Origin of the sequence: Thiofilum flexile DSM 14609, from assembly GCF_000380185.1 — a bacterium.
GTDB lineage: Bacteria > Pseudomonadota > Gammaproteobacteria > Thiotrichales > Thiotrichaceae > Thiofilum > Thiofilum flexile.
Map to the genome: position 1 here is coordinate 1 of NZ_KB904776.1, position 25142 is coordinate 25142.

The 25142-nt window shown below is 44.3% G+C and carries 24 protein-coding genes and 1 CRISPR repeat array; of the genes, 7 read left to right on the forward strand and 17 right to left on the reverse strand.

The window, feature by feature from the left end; all coding sequences use genetic code 11:
• Window positions 1–299 precede the first annotated feature (299 nt).
• From A3IK_RS0111690 to A3IK_RS0111735, 9 genes are all read right to left on the reverse strand, one after another.
• The gene (locus A3IK_RS0111690) at window positions 300–857 is read right to left on the reverse strand and encodes an Imm42 family immunity protein (RefSeq protein WP_020560167.1); all 558 of its coding nucleotides are present in this window, start codon (window positions 855–857) and stop codon (window positions 300–302) included.
• A 111-nt stretch (window positions 858–968) separates the two neighbouring features.
• Window positions 969–1379, reverse strand: a complete 411-nt coding sequence (locus tag A3IK_RS0111695; RefSeq protein WP_020560168.1) for a hypothetical protein — start codon at window positions 1377–1379, stop codon at window positions 969–971.
• 80 nt (window positions 1380–1459) lie between these two features.
• Entirely contained in the window at window positions 1460–2179 is a 720-nt protein-coding gene (locus A3IK_RS0111700) for a hypothetical protein (protein ID WP_020560169.1), read from the reverse strand.
• A gap of 71 nt (window positions 2180–2250) precedes the next feature.
• The gene (locus A3IK_RS19320) at window positions 2251–2481 is read right to left on the reverse strand and encodes a hypothetical protein (protein WP_162596652.1); all 231 of its coding nucleotides are present in this window, start codon (window positions 2479–2481) and stop codon (window positions 2251–2253) included.
• A gap of 92 nt (window positions 2482–2573) precedes the next feature.
• A complete protein-coding gene (locus A3IK_RS0111710; protein WP_020560171.1) occupies window positions 2574–2888 on the reverse strand; it encodes a hypothetical protein in 315 nt (104 codons plus the stop codon).
• Window positions 2889–3054: 166 nt separating this feature from the next.
• A complete protein-coding gene (gene ssb, locus A3IK_RS0111715) occupies window positions 3055–3570 on the reverse strand; it encodes a single-stranded DNA-binding protein (RefSeq protein ID WP_020560172.1) in 516 nt (171 codons plus the stop codon).
• Window positions 3571–3600: 30 nt separating this feature from the next.
• A complete protein-coding gene (locus A3IK_RS0111720) occupies window positions 3601–4971 on the reverse strand; it encodes an MFS transporter (RefSeq protein WP_020560173.1) in 1371 nt (456 codons plus the stop codon).
• Window positions 4972–5248: 277 nt separating this feature from the next.
• A complete protein-coding gene (locus A3IK_RS0111725) occupies window positions 5249–5683 on the reverse strand; it encodes a (4Fe-4S)-binding protein (RefSeq protein WP_020560174.1) in 435 nt (144 codons plus the stop codon).
• A 266-nt stretch (window positions 5684–5949) separates the two neighbouring features.
• Window positions 5950–6279: a DMT family transporter gene (locus tag A3IK_RS0111735; protein WP_020560176.1), complete on the reverse strand. Its 330-nt coding sequence runs from the start codon at window positions 6277–6279 to the stop codon at window positions 5950–5952.
• Window positions 6280–6437: 158 nt separating this feature from the next.
• Between A3IK_RS0111735 and xdhB the strand changes: the two genes are divergently transcribed.
• From xdhB to A3IK_RS0111755, 4 genes are all read left to right on the forward strand, one after another.
• Window positions 6438–8729: a xanthine dehydrogenase molybdopterin binding subunit gene (gene xdhB / locus A3IK_RS19325; protein ID WP_020560177.1), complete on the forward strand. Its 2292-nt coding sequence runs from the start codon at window positions 6438–6440 to the stop codon at window positions 8727–8729.
• A complete protein-coding gene (gene xdhC, locus A3IK_RS19330; protein ID WP_020560178.1) occupies window positions 8726–9496 on the forward strand; it encodes a xanthine dehydrogenase accessory protein XdhC in 771 nt (256 codons plus the stop codon). Before xdhB ends, xdhC begins: the two co-directional genes overlap by 4 nt.
• Before the next feature lie 198 nt (window positions 9497–9694).
• Window positions 9695–10632: a CRISPR direct-repeat array (repeat unit 36 nt; unit sequence GTTTGAGTATCGCCCTGTTTGAGAAGGGATTAAGAC).
• A gap of 173 nt (window positions 10633–10805) precedes the next feature.
• On the forward strand, window positions 10806–11411 hold the full coding sequence (locus tag A3IK_RS0111750; protein WP_020560179.1) for a LysE family translocator: 606 nt from the start codon (window positions 10806–10808) through the stop codon (window positions 11409–11411).
• 126 nt (window positions 11412–11537) lie between these two features.
• Window positions 11538–12002 carry a MarR family winged helix-turn-helix transcriptional regulator gene (locus tag A3IK_RS0111755; protein ID WP_040849141.1) on the forward strand — a complete coding sequence of 155 codons (465 nt, stop codon included), beginning with the start codon at window positions 11538–11540 and terminating at the stop codon, window positions 12000–12002.
• A 12-nt stretch (window positions 12003–12014) separates the two neighbouring features.
• Here the strand turns inward: A3IK_RS0111755 and A3IK_RS0111760 are convergent, their stop codons facing one another.
• The 6 genes from A3IK_RS0111760 to yajC all read right to left on the reverse strand — a co-directional run bounded on the left by A3IK_RS0111760 (window position 12015) and on the right by yajC (window position 22048).
• On the reverse strand, window positions 12015–15125 hold the full coding sequence (locus tag A3IK_RS0111760) for an efflux RND transporter permease subunit (RefSeq protein WP_020560181.1): 3111 nt from the start codon (window positions 15123–15125) through the stop codon (window positions 12015–12017).
• Window positions 15122–16861 carry an efflux RND transporter periplasmic adaptor subunit gene (locus A3IK_RS20405; RefSeq protein WP_020560182.1) on the reverse strand — a complete coding sequence of 580 codons (1740 nt, stop codon included), beginning with the start codon at window positions 16859–16861 and terminating at the stop codon, window positions 15122–15124. Before A3IK_RS20405 ends, A3IK_RS0111760 begins: the two co-directional genes overlap by 4 nt.
• Window positions 16862–17150: 289 nt before the next feature.
• Complete coding sequence (locus A3IK_RS0111770) at window positions 17151–18758, reverse strand: phosphoethanolamine transferase (protein WP_020560183.1); 1608 nt, start codon at window positions 18756–18758, stop codon at window positions 17151–17153.
• A 68-nt stretch (window positions 18759–18826) separates the two neighbouring features.
• Window positions 18827–19774, reverse strand: coding sequence for a protein translocase subunit SecF (gene secF / locus A3IK_RS0111775; protein ID WP_020560184.1), 948 nt, complete (start codon window positions 19772–19774; stop codon window positions 18827–18829).
• A 12-nt stretch (window positions 19775–19786) separates the two neighbouring features.
• Window positions 19787–21640 (reverse strand): protein translocase subunit SecD, encoded by a 1854-nt coding sequence (gene secD / locus A3IK_RS0111780; protein WP_020560185.1) that lies wholly within the window; start codon window positions 21638–21640, stop codon window positions 19787–19789.
• Between the two features lie 78 nt (window positions 21641–21718).
• Window positions 21719–22048 (reverse strand): preprotein translocase subunit YajC, encoded by a 330-nt coding sequence (gene yajC, locus A3IK_RS0111785; protein WP_020560186.1) that lies wholly within the window; start codon window positions 22046–22048, stop codon window positions 21719–21721.
• Between the two features lie 172 nt (window positions 22049–22220).
• On the opposite strand from yajC, the gene A3IK_RS0111790 reads away from it, so the two are divergent.
• From A3IK_RS0111790 to A3IK_RS0111800, 3 genes are all read left to right on the forward strand, one after another.
• Window positions 22221–22562 carry a cupin domain-containing protein gene (locus tag A3IK_RS0111790; protein ID WP_020560187.1) on the forward strand — a complete coding sequence of 114 codons (342 nt, stop codon included), beginning with the start codon at window positions 22221–22223 and terminating at the stop codon, window positions 22560–22562.
• Between the two features lie 390 nt (window positions 22563–22952).
• Window positions 22953–23351, forward strand: a complete 399-nt coding sequence (locus tag A3IK_RS21580; protein WP_020560188.1) for a 3D domain-containing protein — start codon at window positions 22953–22955, stop codon at window positions 23349–23351.
• Window positions 23352–23424: 73 nt separating this feature from the next.
• Window positions 23425–23871: a YiiD C-terminal domain-containing protein gene (locus A3IK_RS0111800; RefSeq protein ID WP_020560189.1), complete on the forward strand. Its 447-nt coding sequence runs from the start codon at window positions 23425–23427 to the stop codon at window positions 23869–23871.
• Here the strand turns inward: A3IK_RS0111800 and A3IK_RS0111805 are convergent.
• Both A3IK_RS0111805 and A3IK_RS0111810 read right to left on the reverse strand, forming a co-directional pair.
• Window positions 23868–24416: a DUF3106 domain-containing protein gene (locus A3IK_RS0111805; protein ID WP_020560190.1), complete on the reverse strand. Its 549-nt coding sequence runs from the start codon at window positions 24414–24416 to the stop codon at window positions 23868–23870. The genes A3IK_RS0111800 and A3IK_RS0111805 overlap by 4 nt on opposite strands.
• A gap of 10 nt (window positions 24417–24426) precedes the next feature.
• On the reverse strand, window positions 24427–25142 hold a 716-nt coding region (locus A3IK_RS0111810; protein WP_020560191.1), incomplete at its 5' end, for an RNA-guided endonuclease InsQ/TnpB family protein.

Here is a 25142-nt window from a genome sequence, read left to right on the forward strand (position 1 = left end):
TAATAGGATCTCGGGCAGCGGATAGATCACTTTGGCGAGTTGGCGCGGATCGCGTAGGCTTGCCAGATGTTCCATCAGACGGCTTACGGCATTGGCAGGAGGTGGGCATTGGGTAGGGGGGATAGGAGGAGTGTTTGGCATCTTGACGGCTCTCGGAGTAAAAGCCTTACTTATCCTCTATTTATATAGCAGGGTTCAAGCGATTGCCCTGTGGAGCCTAGCTTTTGCTGTGTCTACTATTACTGGGGTAGATCATCTACCAAGACGATGGTCAAACGGCTGATTAGACCTATCGAGTTTTAAGTGGCTTTATATAGATTTTGCAAAAAGGTTAGTTTATTTTCAAATTCATCAACTGTTCTATGAAAAAAATCACCAGTAACACTAAAGCTCATTTCCTCATTAGGGTAGCCAGGGTACTCAAAATAAGGGTTTTCATGCAGTGACCAAATGAAGTGAATTGAAGAGCTATCATAATAATATTCTATAGAGAAATCATCAAATGACTCACCTAAAGATACTTTATGTAATTCTTTTGCATTACTCCTTGAACCGTATGGGGTAGGTATAGGTGGTTTTGTGTGGTTTAAAGAAAAATCATAGGATGATTTACCTAAATGTACTCTATAATAGATTTTTGTTAATCGATTCTTTAAAAGGCTTTGGCTAGCTGTAAGAGTTTTTATATTATTTAATTGATACAAAGTGACAGATAGTATATTAATATCTTCAAATGAGCCAATATATAATCCGCCTATCCATATTTGTATTTTTCCCATAATATAGTTTGCCGTAGAGGTTATTTCAAACTCTATGGCAAATACGTCTTTTTGTCCTATCAGCTCTCTTTCTAACATTTTAATGCCGTTGCAAAATAGCTTATCAAATCCATTCCAATAGAATCATAATCTAATGTTAGTTACACTGGTATCATTAGCTCTTCTTTCTATAGAGTATGATTTTATCAGCTAGCTATTAATTTCTAAATGGAAAAGCTCTGGATAGAATTCTCCTGTATGCCAACTTGGGGCATCTTCTTTTTTTTCATACCAATAAAAATGATTTAGTGATTGTTTAAGTTCATCATCACTCATATTAATGGTATTTTCATAATAGGCATCATAAGCGATATATCCATTTTCTGCAGCTACATCCCAAGCCTTGCCAGGTGGAGTATAGTTTTCTAAATTTATAGTACTTATAACCAAACCATTTTCAGCATACTTACAACCTAAGAAAGGTATCATAATAGAATAGTAATAGGTTTTTTCTTTTGCTCTTAGTATAAACGGCGTGTAGCATTTTAAGCCTAAGCGTTCAAGTTTTTCTTTCATAACTATTGGAAAGTCAGGGTAACGTTCAACATATAGATCACTCATAGTGTTCACCATTCAATAGGGGGGCAGGATAATGTTCTAGTAAGTCAGGGGCCTCTTTGATCAAAACCTGTGAAGACTATTTAAAATCGATCAAAAACCCTATTCCAATATAAAGGATCTTCACCTCCATCAAAACCCATTTCAAATAGCTCATTTAATATAGTATCTGTTGGTATATCTATATCAAGATACATCAATATGTGGCTTATTTGATCATTTATTTCTAGCAGCCATTTTAAACTTTTATCTGTTTTATATTTTTTGAGAGTATCTATGAAGTTAAAGACAGGTGATTTTATATCATTTCTTTTCCTTGATAGAAATTCAATAAGCTCACAGACAGTCGCACTATTTTCCACATAGACAAAATAATCTAATCGCCACCCTTTTTCTTGACATTTAAGCTTATCAAACTCAACTACTTTAAAAGTATTGGTTAAGCCAATGAGTAAATCCAATAGGCAATTTTCTATTATAAAAAATATGTTTTTCTCTCTTAGCTTTTCTTGGTGTAAGCCAAGAAAAGAAACCCAATTCTCTAGCATTTCACCAGAATCCTCTGGGGATTTTTCTAAATAGTAAAATGATGCAGGGATGAAATAAGCAGCTTCTTGGAAAGTGCAGGGTGGTAGGTTCGTATTAAATATGATTCCATAATCAACACCATTAAGCTCCTCAAGAGATTTGTTGATTAGTGAAGAAAGAAACTTATCACTATACTCCCAAATAGGAGCTGACAGTTTCATAGGTTTTTGGTAAATACGGTTTATTTCTGATAAGTCACTATTTTTTAAATTCATATTTAAAACCAAAAAATAATTTTAGCTGATTCCATGATTACCACCTAAAAAGAAATCCTGAGTGAAGACTTTTATGCTTTAGGTTTCAAGAACACTTCAACCCTAACCTCACCCGTTATTCTATCTACCGTCGTTTGGCTTATCACTTCAGCATCTTCTGGTCGTTCACCAGCAATATACACCTCATAAATTCCATGTGTTTCAGTAAGCATCGAACCCAAAGTTAGGTACTTTAGATCTCCTACTGGCCGTTCATAACCTAGCAATGCATTGCGTGTCGATGGTCTTGCAATAGCTTCCATTTCTGTCTCTGTCAGCCGTTTCGGTCGTTTTGGCTTTGAGGATTTCACCATGGCTTTTACCCATTTGCTTAAATTGATATAGGGCAAGATCTTTAGTCAGGAGAATATGACACAAATAAACGAGGACTGTCCTCTGTCATGCGAACTCCATTTAAGATCTCCAATACTCCTGTAAAGTTCTGAGACCGAAACTCTGCTTGACCTCCCCCCCCGAAGACAGCAAGTCTCAATAACTCTCTAGCAAAATCATATAGTGCAATACGAGAGGAAAACTCCAAATATACATAATTATTTTCTTTGCCTGTAGATACCTTGAGGTGATGAGATGGATCATCTGAATTAATATCTAAAGGTATTTCGTCCCCATCAGGAGTAACTATAATATGAGGATTTAATAAATTATCCATGACTTTACTTTCCCATTGGTTACATAGAGCAGTTATTTAGGAAATATTTTTCAGCTAGTAAGTGCTACTAATACTCTAACTCATTAAAATTAGCTTGTAAAAATAAAAAAGCCTCTTATTACAGAGGCTTAGGCATAATATTTTACAGAGTTATTTAAGGTAACCCTCAAAACGGTATGTCGTCATCAAAATCTTCAAAATTATTGCGTCCACTGGATGGTGCCGCATAATCAGAAGCGGGTTGGGAGTTCGTATTATTTGAATAATTATTATTGCTACGGGGGGCAGGTGCTGGACTAGAACCATAGCCACCTTGATTCATGGGGGCACGATCACCTTCATTAGGGCGTCCGCCTATCATTTGCATATCGCTAGCGATGATTTCGGTGGTATAGCGATCCTGACCGTCTTGGCCTTGCCATTTACGTGTTTTTAGGCGACCCTCTACATAAATCATCTGGCCTTTTCTGACATACATGCCGACAGTTTCAGCTAATCTGCCAAAGAATACCACCCGATGCCATTCGGTATTCTCTTTCTTTTCGCCGGTGGCTCTATCTTGCCATTGCTCATTCGTAGCAATGCTGATATGGGCTATCGCATCCCCACTAGGCATAGATTTGTTCTCAGGATCTTTCCCTACCGCGCCTACTAAAATAACCTTATTGATGCCTCGAGCCATTGCTATAATCCTTAACAAAGTAACAGTTTATTATACCACAGAACCAGTACGTGGATGAGAAAATACCGCAAGACCTTGCTCGTCTAAATGTTCATCAACCTTTAAATAAGCCCGTCCGGTCGTGCTATCAATATACAACTCCTGCACACCCTGCACCTGACCAAGCGCTTGCTCTAGTACCTCTTTTTTTTGGGTTAAATAGCTCGGATCAAGGCGAATAATGCGCGTGGTATAAAATTTGATCGCGGGTAGTCCGAGTGCGAGCAGCAGCCAAATACCAGCTATCATAGCATTGCTAATAAAAATACCGGCAAGACCAAAGTGTTGCTTGATATAGCCCCCTAAAGCGCCTCCGACAAAAATACCGAGCACTTGAGCCATGCTATACAGACTCATAGCGGTTCCTTTGAGGTTCACTTTAGCGTATTTAGCTACCAAGGAAGGCTGGCTGGCTTCGAGAAAATTAAAACCAATGAAAAACACTAAAAAACCCATTAAAAACCCGATGAGGGTGTGAGTACTAAGGCTCATGACACCTTCTGCAACCACCAACAGCACAATAGCGCTAATCAACATGGTGCGCATTTTGCGGTATTTTTCTGCGGCAATAATCATGGGCACGGATAAGACAAAAGCAGCAAAAAAGATAGGCAGGTAGATTTTCCAGTGTTCGGTTTTATCTAAGTTGAGTGAATTACTCAGTAGAGTAGGGATGACTAAAAAGCTGGAGGTCATGATCATATGCAGGGTGAATACGCCCGCATTTAAACGCATCATAATGGGATTATGCAGCACCTCACCTAAATAGCCGCGTAGAATGCCGGTATCAGGATGAGCCAGTACCTGATCAGGGGTTGGAATCAGGGTGACGATTAATACCATACCGATCACAGCCAAGGCAGCAGTGAACCAAAATACCCCCACTATGCCGTAATATTGACTAATTAAAGGTCCCAATACCATCCCCGCAGCAAAGGAGAGCGCAATGGTAATACCAATCACCGACATGACACGGGTGCGGTTTTGCTCTTGAGTCAGATCTGCCGCCAAGGCTAGTGTTACCGCCGAAATAGCCCCCATACCCTGTAAGGCTCGCCCTATAATTACGCCCTCAATCGTCGTGGCTAAGGCTGCCACAATGCTCCCCAGTGCAAAACAGAGTAAGCCGCCAATAATGACGGGTTTGCGCCCAATCCGGTCAGAGAGTATGCCCAGAGGAATTTGTAAGAATGCTTGAGTTAAGCCATAGATACCAATGGCTAAGCCGACTAAGAAATCTGTGTGGTGAGGGTAATAGGGGGCATACAGACTAAAAACGGGCATGATCATAAATAGCCCTAGCATTCGCGCTGCATAAATCATGGCTAATGAGCCAGCGACACGCCATTCCAATCGGGTCATAACTACCTTCCGCACAAACTTAAGGACACGATTTTAACGGTTTGCGGCAGTGCTGAACAATAATAAATATCTGGGATAGAGACAGGAGGAGCTAGAGTCTCAAGTACTCATTGAGAGTACTTGAGGTTAGCCATAAAGGGCTAGAAAGGTTTTAGAGCTTATTTATAGCTTAAGCCACGATAATATGCAAAGGCTCTATCAGAATTGTGGTTATTAGGTGGATATTGCCCGATTTAAGCGGTTGCGAGGTATTAATAAGCAATATCTCACGAGATACTTACCCCACAAAGCCAGCCTTAACATGCGAGCCATCGCAAAAGGGTTTATTTGCAGAGGCACCACAACGGCATAAGGCACAGCGTTGCTCTTTTACACTTTCGCTACCATCCGCTAACTTTACCGCAATGGTTCCTTGTACTAAGAGTGGGCCATTCGGCATCACTTGTACAATCGTTAAGCTAGGGGCAGGAGCGCTAGTGGTCTGGGTTTCCGTTCCGCCTAGTTGATAAGATAAGGCACCAGAAGGGCATTGATCGATTTGCGCTTTAATCGCTGCAGTATCCGCACCTTGGATATTCACCCAGGGGCGAGCTTGTGGATTAAATACATTGGGTAAACCATGAAAGCATTTGCGCGAGTGTATGCATTTGGCTGGTTGCCAAATTACGGTGATTTCGCCATTAGAATAGTGTTTTACAATCGCTTCAGTCATGAATCGCTCCTAGGTGGTGGTATGAATGCAAAAATACAAAATAATCAAAAGATCTCTTGCAACAGTCGTGAAAGACACCCCCCTACCAACCTTCCCCCTATCAGGAGAAGGAGTAAGACCGGCTCCCTCCCATGCCAAGGGGAGGGTTGGGGAGGGGTTGTTTTCGATTTTCGCAAGAGGTCCAAAGCTAAGCATAACCTAAGAAACCACACAGACACAGTAATCGGATACACAGAGGCTAGCTTAGCCGTGAGAGATGATTAGGCCTAATGATGTACCGATTTAGAGAATAATTGCATGATGACAACACCTGTAATAATAAACCCTATTCCAATCAGGGCAGGTGTATCGAGTTTTTCATTGTATAGAAACACTCCAACTAGACTAATTAAAACAATGCCTAAGCTAGACCAAATCGCATAAACGATACCGATTGACATGGTGCGAAGTGTTAAGGTCATGAGATAAAAGGCGAGTAAATAACCTAGGACCATAATGATAGTGGGGAGCGGCTTGGTAAATTCCTCAGTCGCTTTAAGGGAGCTAGTCGCGATGACCTCCGCCACAATAGCTAATGCTAAATACACATAAGACATTAAAGGGTAATTCCTGAATAATAATCAGGCCATATTAATGAATCCAGATACGCTTAGAAATAGCGCCCATAGGTTATAAACGGATGTTAAGGCTTGCCTTGTCGCTTTCTCCCAGCCTACACTGGCTCAAGCGGTCAATTGTTTAAGAGTAGGTCACCATGAAGCAAGGTCATGCCGGTCAAGCCATTCCTCACGATAGTGCCATCCGCCATGTAAGTGGCACAGCGCGTTATGTCGATGATATTCCCTTACCCTTAAATACCCTACATGCTATGGTTGGCACGAGTACCTGTGCGGCAGGCCATATCACTCAGCTTGATCTCAGTGCAGTTAAAAGTAGTGCAGGGGTCAAAGCCGTACTGACACTCGATGATGTCACTGGGCACAAAGATATTGGCCCCGTCTTTCCGGGCGATCCTCTGCTGTCTACGGGTGAAATATTGTTTTATGGGCAACCTATTTTCGTGGTTGCAGCGGATACTTATCAAAATGCGCGACGTGCAGCGCGTAAGGCAAAAATCGAGTATACCCCGCAAACGCCACTATTGGATGTTAAACAAGCTTTGCATCAACAGCGTTTTGTCCGCCCGACTCATATCTTTGGGCAGGGCAATGCACAGGCTGCAATTCAAGCGGCTCCGATTCAACTGCATGGTGAGCAATACATCGGTGGACAAGAGCATTTCTATTTAGAGGGGCAGGTATCCTTAGCCCTACCTACTGAGGAGGGTGTGATGGTGTATTCCTCCACCCAACACCCCTCTGAATTGCAAAAATTGGTTGCTGAAGTATTACATTTACCGATTCATGCCGTGACAGTCGAGATGCGCCGTATGGGGGGCGGTTTTGGGGGCAAGGAAACTCAAGCCGCGCAATGGGCGTGTTTAGCCGCCTTATTAGCGCTGAAAACTCAGCAAGCGGTCAAATTACGCCTACCGCGTGCCGACGATATGAGCTTGACCGGCAAGCGTCATCCCTTTTGGAATCAATACACGCTGGGTTGTGATGAGGAAGGCAAGATTTTAGGTGCAATGATTCAAGTGGTCGGGGAGTGTGGCTATTCGCCCGATCTATCTGATGCGATTGTTGATCGCGCTATGTTTCACTCGGACAATGCTTATTACCTCCCCAATGCCCACATAGTCGGGCAGCGTTGTTTTACTAATACGGTGTCACATACCGCCTTTCGCGGGTTTGGCGGGCCACAAGGGATGATGATTATTGAGCAGGCGATGGATGATATCGCGCGGCGAGTGGGTAAAGATCCGCTCGATATTCGTAAACTCAATCTCTATCAAGAACAACAAACGACCCCCTATGGGCAAACGATTGAATACTTTGTGCTACCGAGCATTATTGAGCAATTAGAGTACAGTAGCGACTATTGGCAGCGGCGCGAGGGGATTAAACTATTTAATCAAACCGCTAGCCATGTGAAAAAAGGCTTAGCCCTGACACCGGTGAAGTTTGGTATTTCGTTTACCGCACAGCACTTAAACCAAGCGGGGGCGCTGATCCATATCTATACCGATGGCAGTATTCACCTCAATCATGGTGGGACTGAGATGGGGCAGGGCTTGAATATTAAAGTCGCTCAAGTCGTCGCGACCGAGTTTGGTGTGGATATAGAGCGGGTACTCATTAGCGCCACGCGCACTGATAAAGTCCCGAATACCTCCCCGACCGCAGCCTCAAGTGGAACGGACTTAAACGGTAAAGCGGCTCAACAGGCAGCCCAGATTTTAAAAGCCAGAATAGCGGAGTGCATCGCTACGGAGTATCAAGTTCCCGTTGAGAGCGTGGAGTTCGTGAATAATCAGGTGCGGTACTTAGGGGGCGCTTTAAGTTTTGCTGAAGTGGCTAATTTGGCCTATTTGCATAGGGTGTCCTTATCGAGTACCGGATACTATAAAACACCCCTGATTCATTATGATCGTAAAGCTGGGAAGGGTCGTCCATTTTTTTATTATGCGATGGGTGCAGCCGTGTCTGAGGTGCAAATTGATACCTTAACAGGTGAATATAAGGTGCTGCGGGTGGATATACTGCACGATGTGGGTACAAGCCTTAATCCTGCAGTTGATCAAGGGCAAATCGAGGGCGGTTTTATTCAGGGCATGGGTTGGCTAACGACCGAGGAGTTAATGTGGAATCAAGAGGGCAGGTTGCTCTCTACTAGTCCCGCGACTTATAAAATCCCCGCTATTTCGGATACCCCACCAGTGTTTAATGTCGCGTTATTAAAAGATCACCCTAATGGTGTAGCAACGATTTATCACTCTAAAGCGGTGGGTGAACCGCCTTTTATGTTGGCGATTTCGGTGTGGTCAGCCTTACGAGATGCGATTAGTAGTTTGAGCCATTATAAAATGAGTCCACGTTTAGATACGCCCGCAACACCAGAACGGGTACTGCGAGCGGTATTAGAGAGTCGCGCTCATAACCCATGATTAAACAGCAACATTGGACAGCGGTTGTCGCCGAATTACATCAGGCGAATCAGCCTTATGTCTTGATTACCGTATTACAGGTGCGTGGTTCTGCTCCACGTGAGGCAGGGACTAAAATGGTGGTAAGCACACAGCATAGCTGGGGCAGTATTGGGGGCGGAAATTTAGAGTTCCAAGCACTTCAACAGGCACATGAACTGCTGCAACTAGGCCAAAATCAGCAACGTATGCAAGAGCTATTACTCAGTACGGATTTGCAGCAATGTTGTGGGGGGGCGGTCACTATTTTATTGGAATCCTTTGTCGAATGTGATCAAACCTTATGGCTGTTTGGCGCAGGCCATGTGGCGCAAGCCTTGGTGACGATTTTGAGCGAGTTATCCGTGCGGGTGCATTGGGTGGATAGTCGAGAGGAGCTATTTCCAGCTTCGGTACCTAGCACCGTGACCTTACATACCGAGAGTACTTTAGGAGTACTCGATCAGATTCAAGCTCAGCATGACATTATGGTGTTAACCCACGATCACCAATTGGATTTTGAGGTAATCGAGCAGCTCTTGACGCAAAGTAGGGGGCGTTTTCTGGGGTTGATTGGCTCTGAAACGAAAGCGAGACGTTTTCGGCAGCGTCTTGCTCAGGCAGGATTTGAGCAGGCTAAGATTGAGCGTTTAGTTTGTCCCGTTGGCCTAAAAGAAGTGACAGGTAAGCGCCCGATGGAGGTGGCAGTGTCGATGGCAGGGCAGTTGATTAGTCTGTGGAATAGCTGAGGCGTAAAAATACTAGTCAGGTGCTAGCGCTTGTTATATGATCATCTACAGTCATAGATCCTTAGGTCTGGGGTTTTTGATTGATCTGTTTTTACTCAAATTATCGTTTTTTAAAAGCTAACTCGGAAATGCTATTTTGATATCAAAATTTATACAGCATAAGTTATTGAAAATAAATGGATTCCGACGAGTGGCGGGGTTTGAGTATCGCCCTGTTTGAGAAGGGATTAAGACCTGTACCATTGCCCTCTCATGACCTTATTTTTTTGTTTGAGTATCGCCCTGTTTGAGAAGGGATTAAGACGGTTCAATCTCCACCAGCACAACAAGGACAGACGTTTGAGTATCGCCCTGTTTGAGAAGGGATTAAGACTGAAATTTTCCTTAATGTTTTGCGATAGATATAGTTTGAGTATCGCCCTGTTTGAGAAGGGATTAAGACTTCAACTCGGATGAAGTAAAGGAATTATTAACAGTTTGAGTATCGCCCTGTTTGAGAAGGGATTAAGACTAGATAGCCTAATGCACTGAGATAACCCGCTCGGTTTGAGTATCGCCCTGTTTGAGAAGGGATTAAGACGCTTGAGTCACCACAACCACCTCACTACCGTGAGTTTGAGTATCGCCCTGTTTGAGAAGGGATTAAGACGGTAGAGATATTTTCAGCGTACTCCAACAGTCCTGTTTGAGTATCGCCCTGTTTGAGAAGGGATTAAGACTGCAGCGGTTGCGAGCTTCCGCATGTTCTTTCGGTTTGAGTATCGCCCTGTTTGAGAAGGGATTAAGACATGTCCGGCAGTTCGAGAACCGATAAATCGTCCCGTTTGAGTATCGCCCTGTTTGAGAAGGGATTAAGACAAACATTTTCGCTTGTTTGGGATAGAACATCTCTGTTTGAGTATCGCCCTGTTTGAGAAGGGATTAAGACGAGACAAGCATGGAGTGTTGAGTGGGTAGAGAATCGTTTGAGTATCGCCCTGTTTGAGAAGGGATTAAGACTATCGAAGAAATTAGCTTGTCCAGCACTTCCGAGTTTGAGTATCGCCCTGTTTGAGAAGGGATTAAGACTTCACTGTCGACTGCTTTGATCTTTTTGAAGGGTTTGAGTATCGCCCTGTTTGAGAAGGGATTAAGACCATCGTACTGATACCAAACGGTGCGCAAGGATGACAGTTCAGCCAAAAAACCTCGATACAGTTGTCTCTAGCCCCTAACTGTACTGCTAATAAAAATTAATTCTAAATCTGTGCTGCTTCGTGCTGGCTCTCTACACTACTCATCCGAACACACCGTTTAGGTCACTCTACTAATGGATACACAACTATTACTCGCTATTTTGTCTTTTGCCTTTGTGACCTCCATCACACCAGGGCCGAATAATTTAATGCTCTTAGCCAGTGGGGCGAACTTTGGTTTTAAACGTACCATTCCGCATATGCTGGGGATTTCTTTGGGCATGGCGGTATTGCTATTGTGCATTTTGGCGGGCTTGGGGACTTTATTTACGCAGCTTCCATTGGCTCAGACCGCTTTAAAAGTGCTAGGGGCGGCCTATTTATTATGGTTAGCGGCAAAAATTGCCTTGGCTCCGGTGGGCGAACTCAAAGGACGAGAAACCGGCAATGCTAAACCTATGACATGGTGGCAAGCATCATTATTTCAGTTTGTGAATCCTAAAGCATGGATGATGGCACTCGGTGCAGTCAGCAGTTTTACCCTCACAGGTGAGCATTACTGGTGGTCGGGTATGGTATTAATTTTCGCCTTTTCCTTGGTCAATCTACCCTCGGTATCCGTATGGGCGGGCTTTGGCATGATGATTCAACATTGGTTATCTAATGCCAAGCGTCAACGCTATTTTAATTGGATGATGGGGATACTGACTGCTCTAACCGTGCTAATGATGTTGCGATAATAAAATCCGAGTAAAATACACAAGAATTCGAGAATAATCAGTCCATCTATTCTAAAGTATGTTATAAACTAGCCAATAGGGAGTCGTGTATGACTCCTTTAATCGATGCTAGAGGATGGACAAATTATGACTGGTAATACATCCACCGTTCAAGACCCTGTCTTAGAGCGCTTCCTGACCTATCGCTTGCATTTAATCAATAAACTCACGGATAAAGCTAGCAATGATGCCTATATGAATGAGCTAGGCTTACCGGTGGGCGCTGCACGCTGCTTAGCCGCTATTGGCAGCTTTGCTCCCCTATCTGTAAAAGATTTAGCCACTCATGCCAATCTCAATAAAGCCCAAGCCAGCCGTGCCACCCAAGCACTTCTAGAGCGCGGCTATGTACTCAAGTCTAATAATGAGCAAGATGCCCGTGGGGTGATTATTACCTTAACCCCCAGCGGGCAAGCAATTTGGCAGCAAATTATGCATATTATTGAGCGCCGCAATCAGGAGGTTTTTGGTTGCCTAACGCTCAGAGAGCGTCAGCAACTCAGTCTCCTACTCAACAAGTTGATTAAGATTCATGCTCAACTAGAAGAGTAGATTTAAACCACCTTAAACCTCTTTTGTAATGGGTTCAGTACTAATGGGTGTTGCGGCAGTTGAGACCACTCTACGTCTAAATATCCAGCGCAATACGTTTTGTAAGTCATCAATTAGGCTAAAAATCGCCGGTATCACCAATAAGCTCAATATGGTCGATACCAATAGCCCGCCGATCACTACAATTGCCATGGGTCCCCTAAAGCTGGGGTCAACCCCTAAGCCTAATGCAGTCGGTAGCATACCGGCTCCCATGGCAATGGTAGTCATGAGAATAGGGCGAGAGCGTTTATGGCAAGCATCGACTAAGGCATCAAACCGTGACATGCCATGTTCGCTGCGTGCCATAATGGCGTATTCCACTAATAAAATAGAGTTTTTCGTCACAATCCCCATAAGCATGACCAAGCCAATGACTGCAGGCATTGAGAAGCTATTATGAGTGGCTAGCAAGGCAACAAACGCTCCCCCTAACGATAAGGGTAAAGCCGCTAAAATCGTCACAGGTTGCAGGAAGTCATCAAAGAGTAAGACTAACACCACATAAATAAACATAATGCCCGTACCCATCGCGATACCAAAGCTAGCAAAGAGCTCATTCATATTTTCCGCATCGCCCGCCGTAGGGCGTTCGACTGCCGGTGGAAGCTGTTTAAAAACGGCTAATTGATCAACGTCATTCTGAACCTCACCGAGGGTACGTCCCCCTAATTCCACATCAATAGTGACATTACGTTTTTGATCATAACGGTTAATTTGTGTAGGCCCTGCTCCCATTTCTACCTTAGCGACAGTAGACAAAGGTACATCACCATTGCGTCCGGGGATACGAAGTTGTCCAATGGCTTGCAAGTCAGTTCGTACCGATTTATTTAGACGTACTCGAATAGGAATTTGGCGCTGTGGTAAATTGAGTTTAGGTAGGCTGGATTCAAAATCACCGGAGGTTGCCACTTGTACCGCTCTAGATAAGACTTGAGTGTTAATACCTAGCTCAGAGGCACGGGCAAAGTTAGGGGTAATATGGATTTCTGGGCGTTGTAAACTGGCACTAGAGGTGACATTACCAATGCCTTTTAAGGTGCGTAATTCGCGCTCTACACTAACCGCAGCGCTTTGCAAGGCGGTGGCATCCTCACTGGCTAATACCACTTTAAGCTTTTCCCCAGAACCACCCGCACCCACTGTAACCCGCGCACCCGGAAGGGGTTTTAAGGCTTCCCGAATCTGATTTTCAATCACTTGCTGATTAATCTTGCGCTCAGTACGATGGGTAAGGACTACTGTTAGCGTCGCCTTACGACTATCAACACTGCCTCCGCCACCGAGTGGCCCGCCGCCGCCCGCTTGGTATCCCACTAAGTTAAGCACCCGTTTTACATCTGGCACTTTTTGGATTAGAAGGCGGGCTTGTTCGGCTACTTGTGTGGTTTCCTCTAAAGCAGAGCCGGGCTGTAGCTCTATGGATACCGAGGTTTGGCTTTGATCACCGGGTGGCACAAAGCCTTGTGGGAGGAGTGCTAGTAATTGTAGGGAGCCTATGAAACATGCGATGGCCAAAACAACAGTGATCCAGCGCCAGCGCAGACACCATTTCATGAGTGCCATATAACTACGCATAATCCAGCCATCTTTTTCTTCTTTTTCAGGATGAGCTTTTAAGAAGTAGGCTGCCATCATCGGTGTGAGTAAACGCGCCACGAGTAGCGAGAAAGCCACCGAAACCGCTGCCGTAATCCCAAACGGCTCGAAGAATTTACCCGGAATCCCTCCCATAAATGCGGTGGGTAAAAAGACTGCAATCAGGGTAAAGGTGGTGGCAATGACCGCTAGACCGATTTCATCGGCGGCTTCCATCGCGGCTTGTAGTGGTGTTTTACCCATATTGAGGTGGCGCACAATATTTTCCACCTCCACAATGGCATCATCCACCAAGACCCCCACAATTAAGGCCAGTGCGAGTAAGGTCAGGGTATTGAGCGAGTAGCCAAAATAATGCATCGCCGCAAAGGTGGGAATAATCGCTAGGGGTAAAGCGGTTGCCGCTACAATAGTGGCACGCCAGTCTCTTAAGAAGATGAAGACGACTATAATCGCTAAAAAGGCACCCTCATACATGAGCATCATAGAGCCTTCATAGTTATCCGATACCGGTACTACGGTATTATAGGCTTCTTCGATTTTAATATTCGGATGCTGTTGCCTGAGTTTCTCGACCGTTGCACGTGCAGCGTCAGCGGTGGTGAGCTCACCGGCTCCTTTGGTACGAGTCACTTGAAAGCCGACTACATGCTCACCATTTAATAGTGCTGCGGTAGAGGGTTCACTATGTGTATCCTCTACGGTTGCAATTTGATCTAAACGAACACGGCGACCACCGGAAAGAGGAATAGGGAGTGCCGCGACATCATCGGCGGTTTGTACCGCACCCAGCGTACGTACACTTTGCACGCCTCCCCCAATATCTCCGCGTCCCCCAGAGGCATCTTTTTGTACATTACCAAGGGTAGTAGACACATCAGCTACAGTGACACCCAGCCCGGTCATCAAATCAGGATTGATATTGACCTGAATTTCACGATCAACCCCTCCAATACGTGAGACTCGACCCACGCCAGAGGTTGAGAGTAAGGCTTTCGTGACTTCATTGTCGACAAACCAAGAGAGCTGTTCTTCATCGACACTAGAGGAGGAAACGGTAAAGGTAATAATGGGATTACCAGAGGTCGTAGCTTTACTGACCGTAGGATCATTCATATTGGCGGGTAAATCAGCCTTAGCGCCATCGACCGCATTACGCACTTCACTCAGTGCCGTTTCAATATCTTTTTCAATCTCAAACTCAGCGGCAATCGAGGCCGAGCCATCACTCACGGTGGTGGTAATATGTTTGAGCTGCGGGAGGGAACTGATTTGCTCCTCAATTTTGCGTGCTACTTCGGTTTCTAGTTGCGAGGGAGCTGCGCCTTCTAAACTAGCCGTCACAGTGATAACAGGTAGTTCAATATCGGGGAAGCTTTGAATCATCAAAGCACGAAAGCCCATAAGGCCAACGATAGTCAGGACAACAAACAATAAAAGCGGGGGTACGGGATTGCGTATCGCCCAAGCGGAAAAGTTCATGGCGCAGGGGTCTCCGTATTATCAGCAGGGGTGGCATCAGCAGGAGCAGCACGATTGATGACGTCGCCATCATTTAAGAAGGCTCCGCCAGTGGTGACAATATCATCGCTTAAATTAACGCCTTCTAAGATTTCAACTTTACCATCCAGAAAACGCCCAATTCTCACCTTATGCTGTTTGACTCGATTATTGCTACCTACACTAAATACATAGCGAAAACCATCGCGTAAAATGACCGCCGATTGGGGGAGGGTAATAGCCTCTGTGGTGCCACTGAGAATGGCACCTGTGGCAAACATTCCCGCTTTAGCTCCACTGCCTTTGGGCAGGGTGATAAAGACGGTGGCATTACGTGTGTTGACATTTAAAGTCGGGCTAACCATACGTACTTGCCCCTCAATCACTTCAGAGGTGGGTAGGGTAATCGTAGCGGTTTGCCCCTCACGAATTTTGCCCAATTCCAACCCTGTAACCTCGGCATGCCACTCTAGTTTATTACCACGAATGAGACGGAATAGCTCCGAACCTATTTGTACCACATTGCCCAGAGCGGCAGTACGAGTGGTTATAGTGCCTTCATCGGGGGCGAGGATGGTGGTATGTTTTAAGCGTATCTGTTGGTTTAACATGGCGGCTTCTTGCACCGCTTTGGCAGCTTTTTGAGCGTTGAGCGCCGCTCTTTGTACATTAACAGCCGCTTGTTGTGCCTCAACACCTGCGTCTTGTGCATCTACAGCCGCAAGTTGTGATTTGATTTCAGATTGCTTAGCGGCTACAACGGCACGTTGAGCTTCAACGGCGGCTTGTTGTGCTTGCACTTCAGCACGCTTAGCACTAACGCCTGACTTTAAGGCATTAAAGGCCGCTTTTTGCGCTTCTAAGGCCGCCTTTTGGGCAGTTAAACCTGCTTTTTGGGCTTCTAAGGCTGCACGCGCGGTGGCTGAATTAGTGGCGTATTGGTCGGCTTCTTGTTGAGCAATAGCGCCTGTTGCTCGTAGGCGTCGCGCCCGTTCGGCATTGGTTTGTGCATCACCTAGGGTGGCTAGTGCTTGATTTACCCCTGCCGCCGCTTGGTTGACCTGAGCAGTGACTTGACTAATAGTGGCTTGAGATTGAGCTAAATTGGCATTGGCCTGATTTACCCCCGCCTGAGATTGCAGGACTCCCGCTTCGGCTTGGAGCACACCTGCCTCTGTTTGCGCTACCGTAGCGCGGACTTGTTCGACCCCCGCTTTGGCTTGATTCACCCCGGCCTCGGCTTGGCTAACCCCGGCTTCGGCTTGTTGGATACTGGTTTCAGCTTGTACGACGGCGGCTTCAGCTTGAGCAATAGCGGCCTCTTGTTGGGCAATATCCGCTTTGACTGAGTCTTGGGAGAGTTTTGCTAAGGGTTGCCCCTCTTGCACGGTATCCCCCACATCTACCATGACATCAGTAATCCGTAGGCCACTAATCTCTGAGGCGATGATCGCTTCTTGCCAAGCACCAATTGCGCCACTGGCCTCAATACGTAAACCCCATGATTCCTTACGTGGGGTGACTACATTAACAGTTAGCGCTGCTTTTGGGGTGCTGCTACTACTGCTCTGGTTTTTATCGGCTTGCGGAACATTCAAGCTGGTATCATCGGGCACTTTTTCATCAGCGGCAAAGCTATGATTGAAAGAGCCTATTGATAATGCACAGGTGATGATCAGGCTTAAGCGGAGCGAATAATAAGGTGTAATTGTTTTCATACAGCAATTTAGCTAAAAGACTTGGCGGCAAGTGTAGTCTATTATGTTATACCCTGTCGATTAGGTCAGCAGATTGAAATGGAATAAGTTTGGTTAAAAATAGTAGCCTAGGTAGCATGGTTTTTTTCAAGGAGCGTGAAACTTGTTGCCTTCAGATAGCTTGTTTTTGTTGATTAGTTAGGAGTAATAGCCTAGGTAGTATGGTTTTTGGAAAGGGGTGTGCTGTCTGAGCGCAGCGAGTTTCACTCCCCTTGGAAAAAACCATACTACCTAGGCTATGTTAAGTTAATTACTCAGGGCAAGTTACTAGGTCTAAATTGGCTTGATAAGCAGTGGTTTTTATATCAAATAGGCCTAATAAAGTATGGAATACATAATCATGTGAAAGGCGTTGCTTGGTTTTAGCCGCTGCACATTCTACTTTATTAGGATAAAGATCGCGGTAGCCTTTAGAAAACCATAATAGCATGGGTACCTGTTTTTGAGCATCGGGGGCAATTAAATAGGGTAAACCATGTAAATAAATGCCATTTTCACCCAAAGATTCACCATGGTCAGAAACATAAAAGAGTACAGAGTTAAACTCATCCTCGTGTTGTTTTAAATATTCAATAGCCTGCTTTAAAACGTAGTCCGTGTATAAAATGGTATTATCATAAGCATTAATAATCGTATTACGCTCACAGTTTTGGGGAGCATTATCTTTACACTCCGGGGTGAAGCGGGCGAAGGGTTGAGGATAACGTTGATAATAAGCGGGGCCGTGACTGCCTTTTTGGTGCAGAGTAATAAAGACATCATTGGGGGAGGCATTAATTTTCTCAGTTAAGCCTTGTAGCAATATTTCATCATAACACTCGCCTTTATCACAAAATTGTGGATAGGCTTTGGCTAAATTATCTGCCTCTTCATTATTAATTCGACTACAAACGCCTTTGCAGCCGGTATTATTATCACGCCAATAGCCACTAATACCAGTACGTTTTAAGACATCGGTAATATTCTGAAATTGCCAAGCCTCACGTACACTAAAATCATTATGATTAAGATGAGAATAGATACAAGGCAAAGACTCCGCTGTGGCAGTACCGCAAGCCCAGACATCTTGGTAAAAAATGAGGTCATTATATTTTGCTAGCTCTGGATTGGTTTCACGTGCATAGCCTGCCAATGAAAAATGATCACGCCGCGCAGTTTCCCCTAATATAAAAAGGACTACATTTTTTTTGCTTTTATTAGGGTTAATGAGCTGAGCATCTGCTGCAATCGGTGTGAGGACTTTGGGCGCACCATAAGCCGTATTATAAAAATAGCGAAAAGTAGAGTTAATGGCATAATAAGGATTGAGATTCATGCGTAAGTCACGTTGCTCACGCCCAATCAAGGCTAAATCTTTATAGCTAAACCAAACAATAATAGCGGTTATAATGGTTAAGAGTAGCCAAGTGCCTAAGCGACTTAACCAATCACGCCAAAAAGGAGTTGCTTTAAGCGGTACCCAAATGACAAGAGCCGCCGGTATAAGTCCTAAACCGATTAAGTAAGTAAAGTATTTTAAGGATAAAAATTCAGTCGCTTCTTTAGTGTTGGTTTCTAATAGGCTTTGAATCATAGATTCATTAATAATCACCCCCATTTCATTTTGGAAGTAGCTGACTACTGCACTAATAATAAGAATGAGTATTAAGATAGGTTTGAGTAGGTATTTCATCCCTAGCAATAAGGGTAAGCTTGCTAAAATCCATATCAGCAATGCAAAAAAACCTAATAAGGTAGAGCTACCTTGTAGGGTGTTTAGGCTTGTTAAAGGTAAGAGCTTATTCCAAAAAATGAGATTAGCAGTGATAACTATGAATAGAGTAACTAATAAAATAAGGCGCGATGATGTGAGTGGCATAGGATGTAATCAATTAGAAGCTAGCTAGTAGCTATATTAGATACTAGCTAGCTTAAGGCCACCTTAAATCAAACAATAGAACCGTCTGGATTCATGCCTTCTAAGGTTTTAGTTTGTTGAATCATATGCTCACGCTTTAATCCAAACAATAATAATAGCGGTGAGGCTACTAATACCGAGGAATAAATACCAAACATAATACCGATAGTTAAGGCGAGGGCGAAATTATGCAGTGCTTCACCCCCGAAAAACAACATCGCTAAGACCATGATTTGGGTAGAACCGTGGGTGATAATAGTCCGTGACATCGTGGTTGTAATCGCACTATCAATAATATCGGGAATAGAGGTATCGCGCATAGTACGGATATTTTCCCGAATCCGGTCAAAGACTACCACCGACTCATTCACAGAATAACCCAAAATAGCCAAGACACCGGCTAATACCGTGAGATCAAATTGCCATTGGAAAAAGGCAAACATACCCAAAATAATCACCACGTCGTGGAGGTTGGCTATAATGGCAGCCACCGCAAAACGCCATTCAAAACGAAAGGCCAGATAAATAATAATACCCGCTGCGACTAATAAGAGAGCTAAGCCACCATTTTCATATAGTTCTTGACCTACTTGTGGGCCTACGAATTCTTGGCTACGTAATTCAATATTCGGGTCTTGTGTTTTAAGGGTCATCATGACTTTTTCGCTGACTTGTGCGCCAGTCATTCCCTCTTTAACAGGCAGACGGATCATGACATCACGACTGGTACCTAGATTTTGAATTAGTACCTCGTCAAAGCCGGCACTTTTAACAGTCGTGCGTATTTGTTCAATAGGAGGTGGTTGATTATAGCGTAACTCCATAACCGTACCGCCAGTGAAATCAACGCCTAAATGCAAGCCCTTAAAAATCAGCGCTAATACCGCTAAGATAAAAGTGACTAAGGAAATAGTAGTGGTTAACTTCCCATAACGCATAAACGGTATGGGTTTTTTAAAATGGAAAAACTCAAGCATTATGCGATTCTCTTAAATGGAAACATGGGTTAAACGTGGCTTAGAGCCATAGACGAGATTAACCATCGCCCGTGAAACAACAACGGCGCTAAAAATAGAGGTTAAAATACCTAGGCATAATACCACCGCAAATCCGCGCACCGGCCCTGCTCCTAATAAGAATAAGGCAATACCTGCAATTAAAGTTGTTAAGTTCGAGTCAATAATCGTACCCCATGCACGTTCATAGCCGGTATTAATCGCCATTTGTGGAGGTGCGCCATTTCTTAACTCTTCTCGAATCCTTTCATTAATCAGCACGTTTGCATCAATCGCCATACCCAATGTTAACGCAATCGCCGCTAAACCGGGTAGGGTTAGGGTCGCTTGTAACATGGATAAAATAGCAAAGAGTAAAAAGCCATTAACAGCTAAGGCAATACTGGAAATAACCCCAAAGACGCGATAATAAATTATCATGAATATGACTACAGCGATAAAACCCCAGATATTAGAATTCAGGCCTTTAGCAATATTTTCCGCGCCCATGCTAGGGCCAATAGTCCGCTCTTCTACAATATATAAGGGAGCTGCTAAGGCACCCGCACGTAATAGTAGGGCTAGATTCGTAGCTTCTTTGGTTGAGGCTAAGCCGGTAATTTGAAAGTTTTTACCTAGCTGTGATTGAATAGTAGCAACATTAATAACTTCTTGCGTGGTATTACTTTTTAGTTCTACTTTACCATTAACTTCTTTACGTTCTACCTTGGTTTCAATAAAGACTACTGACATTAAACGCTTAACATTTTCGCCCGTGACCTTAGCAAAACGATTAGCGCCTTTACTGTCTAAAGTGATATGTACAGCAGGACGGTTGCTCTCATCAAAACCGGCATTGGCATCGACAATATATTCACCCGTGAGCATCACTTGGCGTTTTAGTAATCTGGGATTTCCATTCCGCTCATAATAGAGTTGTGAATTTAAAGGAACACGTTTAGTTTGTTGCGCTTGTAGTGCATCATTATCTTCATCCACTAGTTTAAATTCGAGGGTAGCGGTTGCGCCTAAAATATCGCGGGCTTGATTAGGGTCTTGAATACCGGCTAATTGCACTACAATACGTTCTGCCCCTTGCTGTTGAATCACGGGTTCGGCGACCCCTAGTTCATTCACCCGCTTGCGTAAAGTCGTAATATTTTGCTGTAGAGCGTTTTTCTTAATGGTTTGTAATTCAAGCGGGGTCATGGTCGCTTTGAGATTAGTCGTATCAGCAACCGGCTCAAGGAGTAATTGTGTTGGGTATTCTGTCCGTAGCGTTTTTAGACCAGCATCACGTAAAGCAGCATCTTCAAATTTGACAGTAATGACATCGCCTTCTCGCGCAACCCCTTGATATTGAATCTTTTTATTGCGTAATACATCACGGAATTCATCTTCATAACGGGTTAGATTTTTATCGAGTGCTGCTTTCATGTCCACCTCCATCAGGAAGTGCACCCCACCACGTAAGTCCAAACCGAGATACATCGGGTTTGCATTTAAGGCTCTAAGCCATGCAGGTGTTGAGCTGACCAAATTTAAAGCGCTAGAGTATTGAGTTCCGGCGATTTCTTTAACGACTTCCAGCGCTTGTAGTTGCTGATCGGTATTTTCAAAGCGGAAAGTGGCTTGAGAACCTTTAGTACTCGAAGCAGTAGGTGTTAAGCCTTTAGCTTGTAAGGCTTGTTCAAAGCGTTGCAGTGTGGTCGCATCGATGGTTTCATCGAGTTTAGAGCTGATCTGCACGGCAGGTACAGCAGGGAAAAAGTTAGGAATGGCATAAATCACACCAATTAGCAAAATCGCGCCAATTAGCAGATATTTCCAAAGCGGGTATCGATTCATTATTGTAAGTTCCGTAACAGAAAATCCTCCTGCTGCCCCTGCCACAGGAGGATGGGATGGGTGACGTAAAGTCTAGTCTTATTCGCCCTTTAGCGAGCCTTTTGGCAGCACACTGGCAATCGAGTGTTTTTGTACTTTGATATTGACATTATCCGCCACATTCATCTCGACATAATTATCCGTAACTGCGGTAATTTTACCCATTAAGCCACCGCCTGCTACGATTTCATCCCCCTTGCTTAGGCCATCAATGAGGGCTTTATGCTCTTTAGCCCGTTTTTGTTGGGGGCGAATGATCATGAAATACATAATGGCAAAGAAAATAGCCATCATAATGACCATTTCAATTATTCCACCGCCCGCAGGGCCTGGGGTTGCAGCATGGGCATCAGCAATCAAAAAGCTCACCTAAGATTCTCCTTTACTTAAAAGTGGCGCTATTATGCCACTTCCTATTCAAAACTAATAACTGAAAACGCCCCTACTCTAGGGACAAGCTTAGTACTTTTCAACCAACGCTCCCTCAGTATGGGAATAATGTACTTTTTTTGAGGTAAGTGGTGTGACGGATTTCTCTGCTATGACGCCAATTTTTTCACCAGAGGCTGTGGTAAGCAGCCATATATTCGCGCAACTCCCTAAGGATCTCAGCAATGAGGTGTTTGAAACCTTACTTCATGCAGAGCAATTGCGTATTGAGCGGATTGTATCGAAAGGGCATAGCTCTCCCCCTGATTTTTGGTATGACCAAGCTGAGCATGAATGGGTATTAGTGCTGCAGGGGGAGGCGATTGTGGCACTAGAGGATAAGTCTATCACCCTGAAAGCAGGTGATTACCTCAATATCCCCGCCCATGTGAAGCATCGGGTAGAATGGACAACACCAGAACAGGAAACAATTTGGCTAGCGATTTTTTATTAGTGTTCATTCGATAAAATAGATAAGTCACACTGTTGTATTCATACAACTAAGAAGGTATACCAAAGTAATCGAGTATTTCCTCCGCAGCCGCTGTGAATACATCCTTGTACGCTACAAGGCGGCATCCCTGCCGCCAAGACTGCTCCAGAAATACTCGATTACTTTGGCTCAAGTACTTATGAGTCAATAAGGTGTTAATAGGCGTTATTTTTAATAAAAATGCCGCATAAAATTTGTTGCTTAACTACCAATTAACCTATTCGGCTTTTATCACATCATCTAAATAAACTAAACTACGCTAGTTTAATTTTGAATAATAATTATGCTAGATTTGAAACCCATGTGATTTCCCTAGATTGTCGTGAGTTAACCCCTTAATTGAGTTGATCTATGAGCTATAAAATATTGGGATTAGTGTTAGTCATTTTATTCAATACCTCGTTTGTTATGGCGGCTGGTACAGCCCATAAAAAGATTCAGGATACTAAATCCTTACAAGTCAAAGCCACCGCCTATACCTCTCTTAATTTACCCAAGCGTATGCTGACTGCCTGGGGTGTGCATTTACAGCCGGGTATGAAAGCCATTGCAGTATCGCGGGATTTGCTAACTAAATTTGGTTTAAAACCGCATAGTAAAGTTAAAATCAGTGGCTTTGAGGGAGAGTATGTAGTGCTGGATAAAATGCACCGACGTTGGGAAAAGAAAATCGATATTTATATGGGTAATGATCATTCTAAAGCACTGCGTTTCGGGCGGCGTAATGTGACCATTACTTGGGGGCTTTAGTGCATTGTTTTGATACCTATTGGCGTTAGTTTAGCTCATAATAGCCGCTTCTTTTTTTAGTCTAGGTGCGGCTATGACAGCGCAGGATTTACAAGCCTATTTAACGACTCATATTCCGCTCACTCAGGCCATGCAGATTCAAGTGCTGAGCATTGCCAGTGATGAGCTGATACTGCAAGCGCCTTTAGAGCCGAATAAAAATCCGCATCACACGGTCTTTGGTGGCAGTATTGCGACGATTTTAACCGTCGCGGCGTGGTCACTAGTACATACTCGTTTAGAGTCTGAGCAACTCAAGAGTACCCTTGTGGTACGCCGTAGCGCTTTGGAGTATGAGCGTCCTATCGCCGGAGCATTTACCGCTAGGGCTTATTTTGCAGCCCCCGAACAGTGGGAGCATTTCACTCAAACCTTTCACCAAAAGGGCAAGGCTAAACTAGAGGTGCTTGCCGTTTTGGAGTATGCCAATCAAGTTTGTGCTCGCTTTAAAGGTGAGTTTGTCGCCTTAGCCACGCACTAATGCCTAGAGCTAGAACTAGAACCACTACTACGCCCACCCCCACCGTTATGACTGCTACTCTCGCTAGAGGAGCGGCTGGATGAGGTCGAGTTACTACTATGAGTGGAGGTGTGACTACTAGTAGAGGTATTAGGCGAACTAGAGTCATGTCTATGGCTAGAGCTACCAGAATCCTGCTGTGATCCAAAGGTGGCTGAGGTACTAGAGGGTGTCTCGTTGGAGTTTTTGGTTTCCGAGTGAACGGGTGTTGACGTTTCAGTCGAGTGTTCAGGGGATTGTCTAATTTGATTACTACGCTGTTGGCGCTCCTGCTCAAAGCGTTGACGTAGTTGAATTTGTCTCTCTGGTGTTAATCCTAAAAATTGCTGATAACGTTCCCGTAACTGTTGTTTTTGTGCATCAGGTAATTGCTGAAACTGTTGAAATTGCGTGCGTAGTTGCTCGCGCTGTTGGGCAGGTAAGGCTTGCCATTGGGCGAAGCGTTGGCGCGTTTGGGCACGTTGCTCTTCATTTAGGGCGTTCCATTGGGCTAAACCGCTTGACATCCTCTCCGACCTAAAGGACGGGGATTCCTACAGCTAGACGCTCATGTCCGAGCGCAAGAATGTTCTTTGCGGCATTAATATCTCTATCATGCAGCACCCCACACTCAGGGCAAGACCATTCTCTTATTCCAAGACCCGCTCTACCTTTCGGACTATTAGGGCTGATACAGCCGCAACACGAACAAGTCTGGGTAGTGTACTTTTCATTGACCTCTAGAAACACCCCTGACCGCGCACTCGCTTTGTATTTCAGTTGTGTCTTGAGCATAAACCAACCCGCATCTAAAACNGANTTNGCCATGTTAGTTTTAGCGAGGCCAGAGCTGCTCACGTTGCCAATGATGATTAAGCCGTTTGCTTTCACGACTTTATTGGAAAATTGATGGATAACCTCTAAGCGCCTATTTTTGATCTGAGCATGGATAGCCTTTACCCGTTTCTTTTGCTTAGCCTTTTGAGCTTTGCCTAGTTTAGGTTCTAGCTCTCGATAGAAATCACCACGCTCTAATTTATCCCCATTGCTACAGGTCGCAGTGTCTTTTAGACCTAGATCGATGCCGACTTCGCCCGTAGCAGTCAATTCAATATTGGGTACTTCTACGACAATATTGAAGTACCAACGGCCTCGTGCCTCTTGGGAGAAAGAGCCTGAACGAAACTCGTATTGAGCTAGGTTATAACTATCCCATACCTTAAAGAAGTGTCCCGCATAGCGTACTTGTCCAT

Coding starts and splice junctions, on each gene's coding strand:
- A3IK_RS0111690 (WP_020560167.1), bottom strand. CDS start 857: ATGTTAGAAAGAGAGCTGATAGGACAAAAAGACGTATTTGCCATAGAG.
- A3IK_RS0111695 (WP_020560168.1), bottom strand. CDS start 1,379: ATGAGTGATCTATATGTTGAACGTTACCCTGACTTTCCAATAGTTATG.
- A3IK_RS0111700 (WP_020560169.1), bottom strand. CDS start 2,179: ATGAATTTAAAAAATAGTGACTTATCAGAAATAAACCGTATTTACCAA.
- A3IK_RS19320 (WP_162596652.1), bottom strand. CDS start 2,481: ATGGAAGCTATTGCAAGACCATCGACACGCAATGCATTGCTAGGTTAT.
- A3IK_RS0111710 (WP_020560171.1), bottom strand. CDS start 2,888: ATGGATAATTTATTAAATCCTCATATTATAGTTACTCCTGATGGGGAC.
- ssb (WP_020560172.1), bottom strand. CDS start 3,570: ATGGCTCGAGGCATCAATAAGGTTATTTTAGTAGGCGCGGTAGGGAAA.
- A3IK_RS0111720 (WP_020560173.1), bottom strand. CDS start 4,971: ATGACCCGATTGGAATGGCGTGTCGCTGGCTCATTAGCCATGATTTAT.
- A3IK_RS0111725 (WP_020560174.1), bottom strand. CDS start 5,683: ATGACTGAAGCGATTGTAAAACACTATTCTAATGGCGAAATCACCGTA.
- A3IK_RS0111735 (WP_020560176.1), bottom strand. CDS start 6,279: ATGTCTTATGTGTATTTAGCATTAGCTATTGTGGCGGAGGTCATCGCG.
- xdhB (WP_020560177.1), top strand. CDS start 6,438: ATGAAGCAAGGTCATGCCGGTCAAGCCATTCCTCACGATAGTGCCATC.
- xdhC (WP_020560178.1), top strand. CDS start 8,726: ATGATTAAACAGCAACATTGGACAGCGGTTGTCGCCGAATTACATCAG.
- A3IK_RS0111750 (WP_020560179.1), top strand. CDS start 10,806: ATGGATACACAACTATTACTCGCTATTTTGTCTTTTGCCTTTGTGACC.
- A3IK_RS0111755 (WP_040849141.1), top strand. CDS start 11,538: ATGACTGGTAATACATCCACCGTTCAAGACCCTGTCTTAGAGCGCTTC.
- A3IK_RS0111760 (WP_020560181.1), bottom strand. CDS start 15,125: ATGAACTTTTCCGCTTGGGCGATACGCAATCCCGTACCCCCGCTTTTA.
- A3IK_RS20405 (WP_020560182.1), bottom strand. CDS start 16,861: ATGAAAACAATTACACCTTATTATTCGCTCCGCTTAAGCCTGATCATC.
- A3IK_RS0111770 (WP_020560183.1), bottom strand. CDS start 18,758: ATGCCACTCACATCATCGCGCCTTATTTTATTAGTTACTCTATTCATA.
- secF (WP_020560184.1), bottom strand. CDS start 19,774: ATGCTTGAGTTTTTCCATTTTAAAAAACCCATACCGTTTATGCGTTAT.
- secD (WP_020560185.1), bottom strand. CDS start 21,640: ATGAATCGATACCCGCTTTGGAAATATCTGCTAATTGGCGCGATTTTG.
- A3IK_RS0111790 (WP_020560187.1), top strand. CDS start 22,221: ATGACGCCAATTTTTTCACCAGAGGCTGTGGTAAGCAGCCATATATTC.
- A3IK_RS21580 (WP_020560188.1), top strand. CDS start 22,953: ATGAGCTATAAAATATTGGGATTAGTGTTAGTCATTTTATTCAATACC.
- A3IK_RS0111800 (WP_020560189.1), top strand. CDS start 23,425: ATGACAGCGCAGGATTTACAAGCCTATTTAACGACTCATATTCCGCTC.
- A3IK_RS0111805 (WP_020560190.1), bottom strand. CDS start 24,416: ATGTCAAGCGGTTTAGCCCAATGGAACGCCCTAAATGAAGAGCAACGT.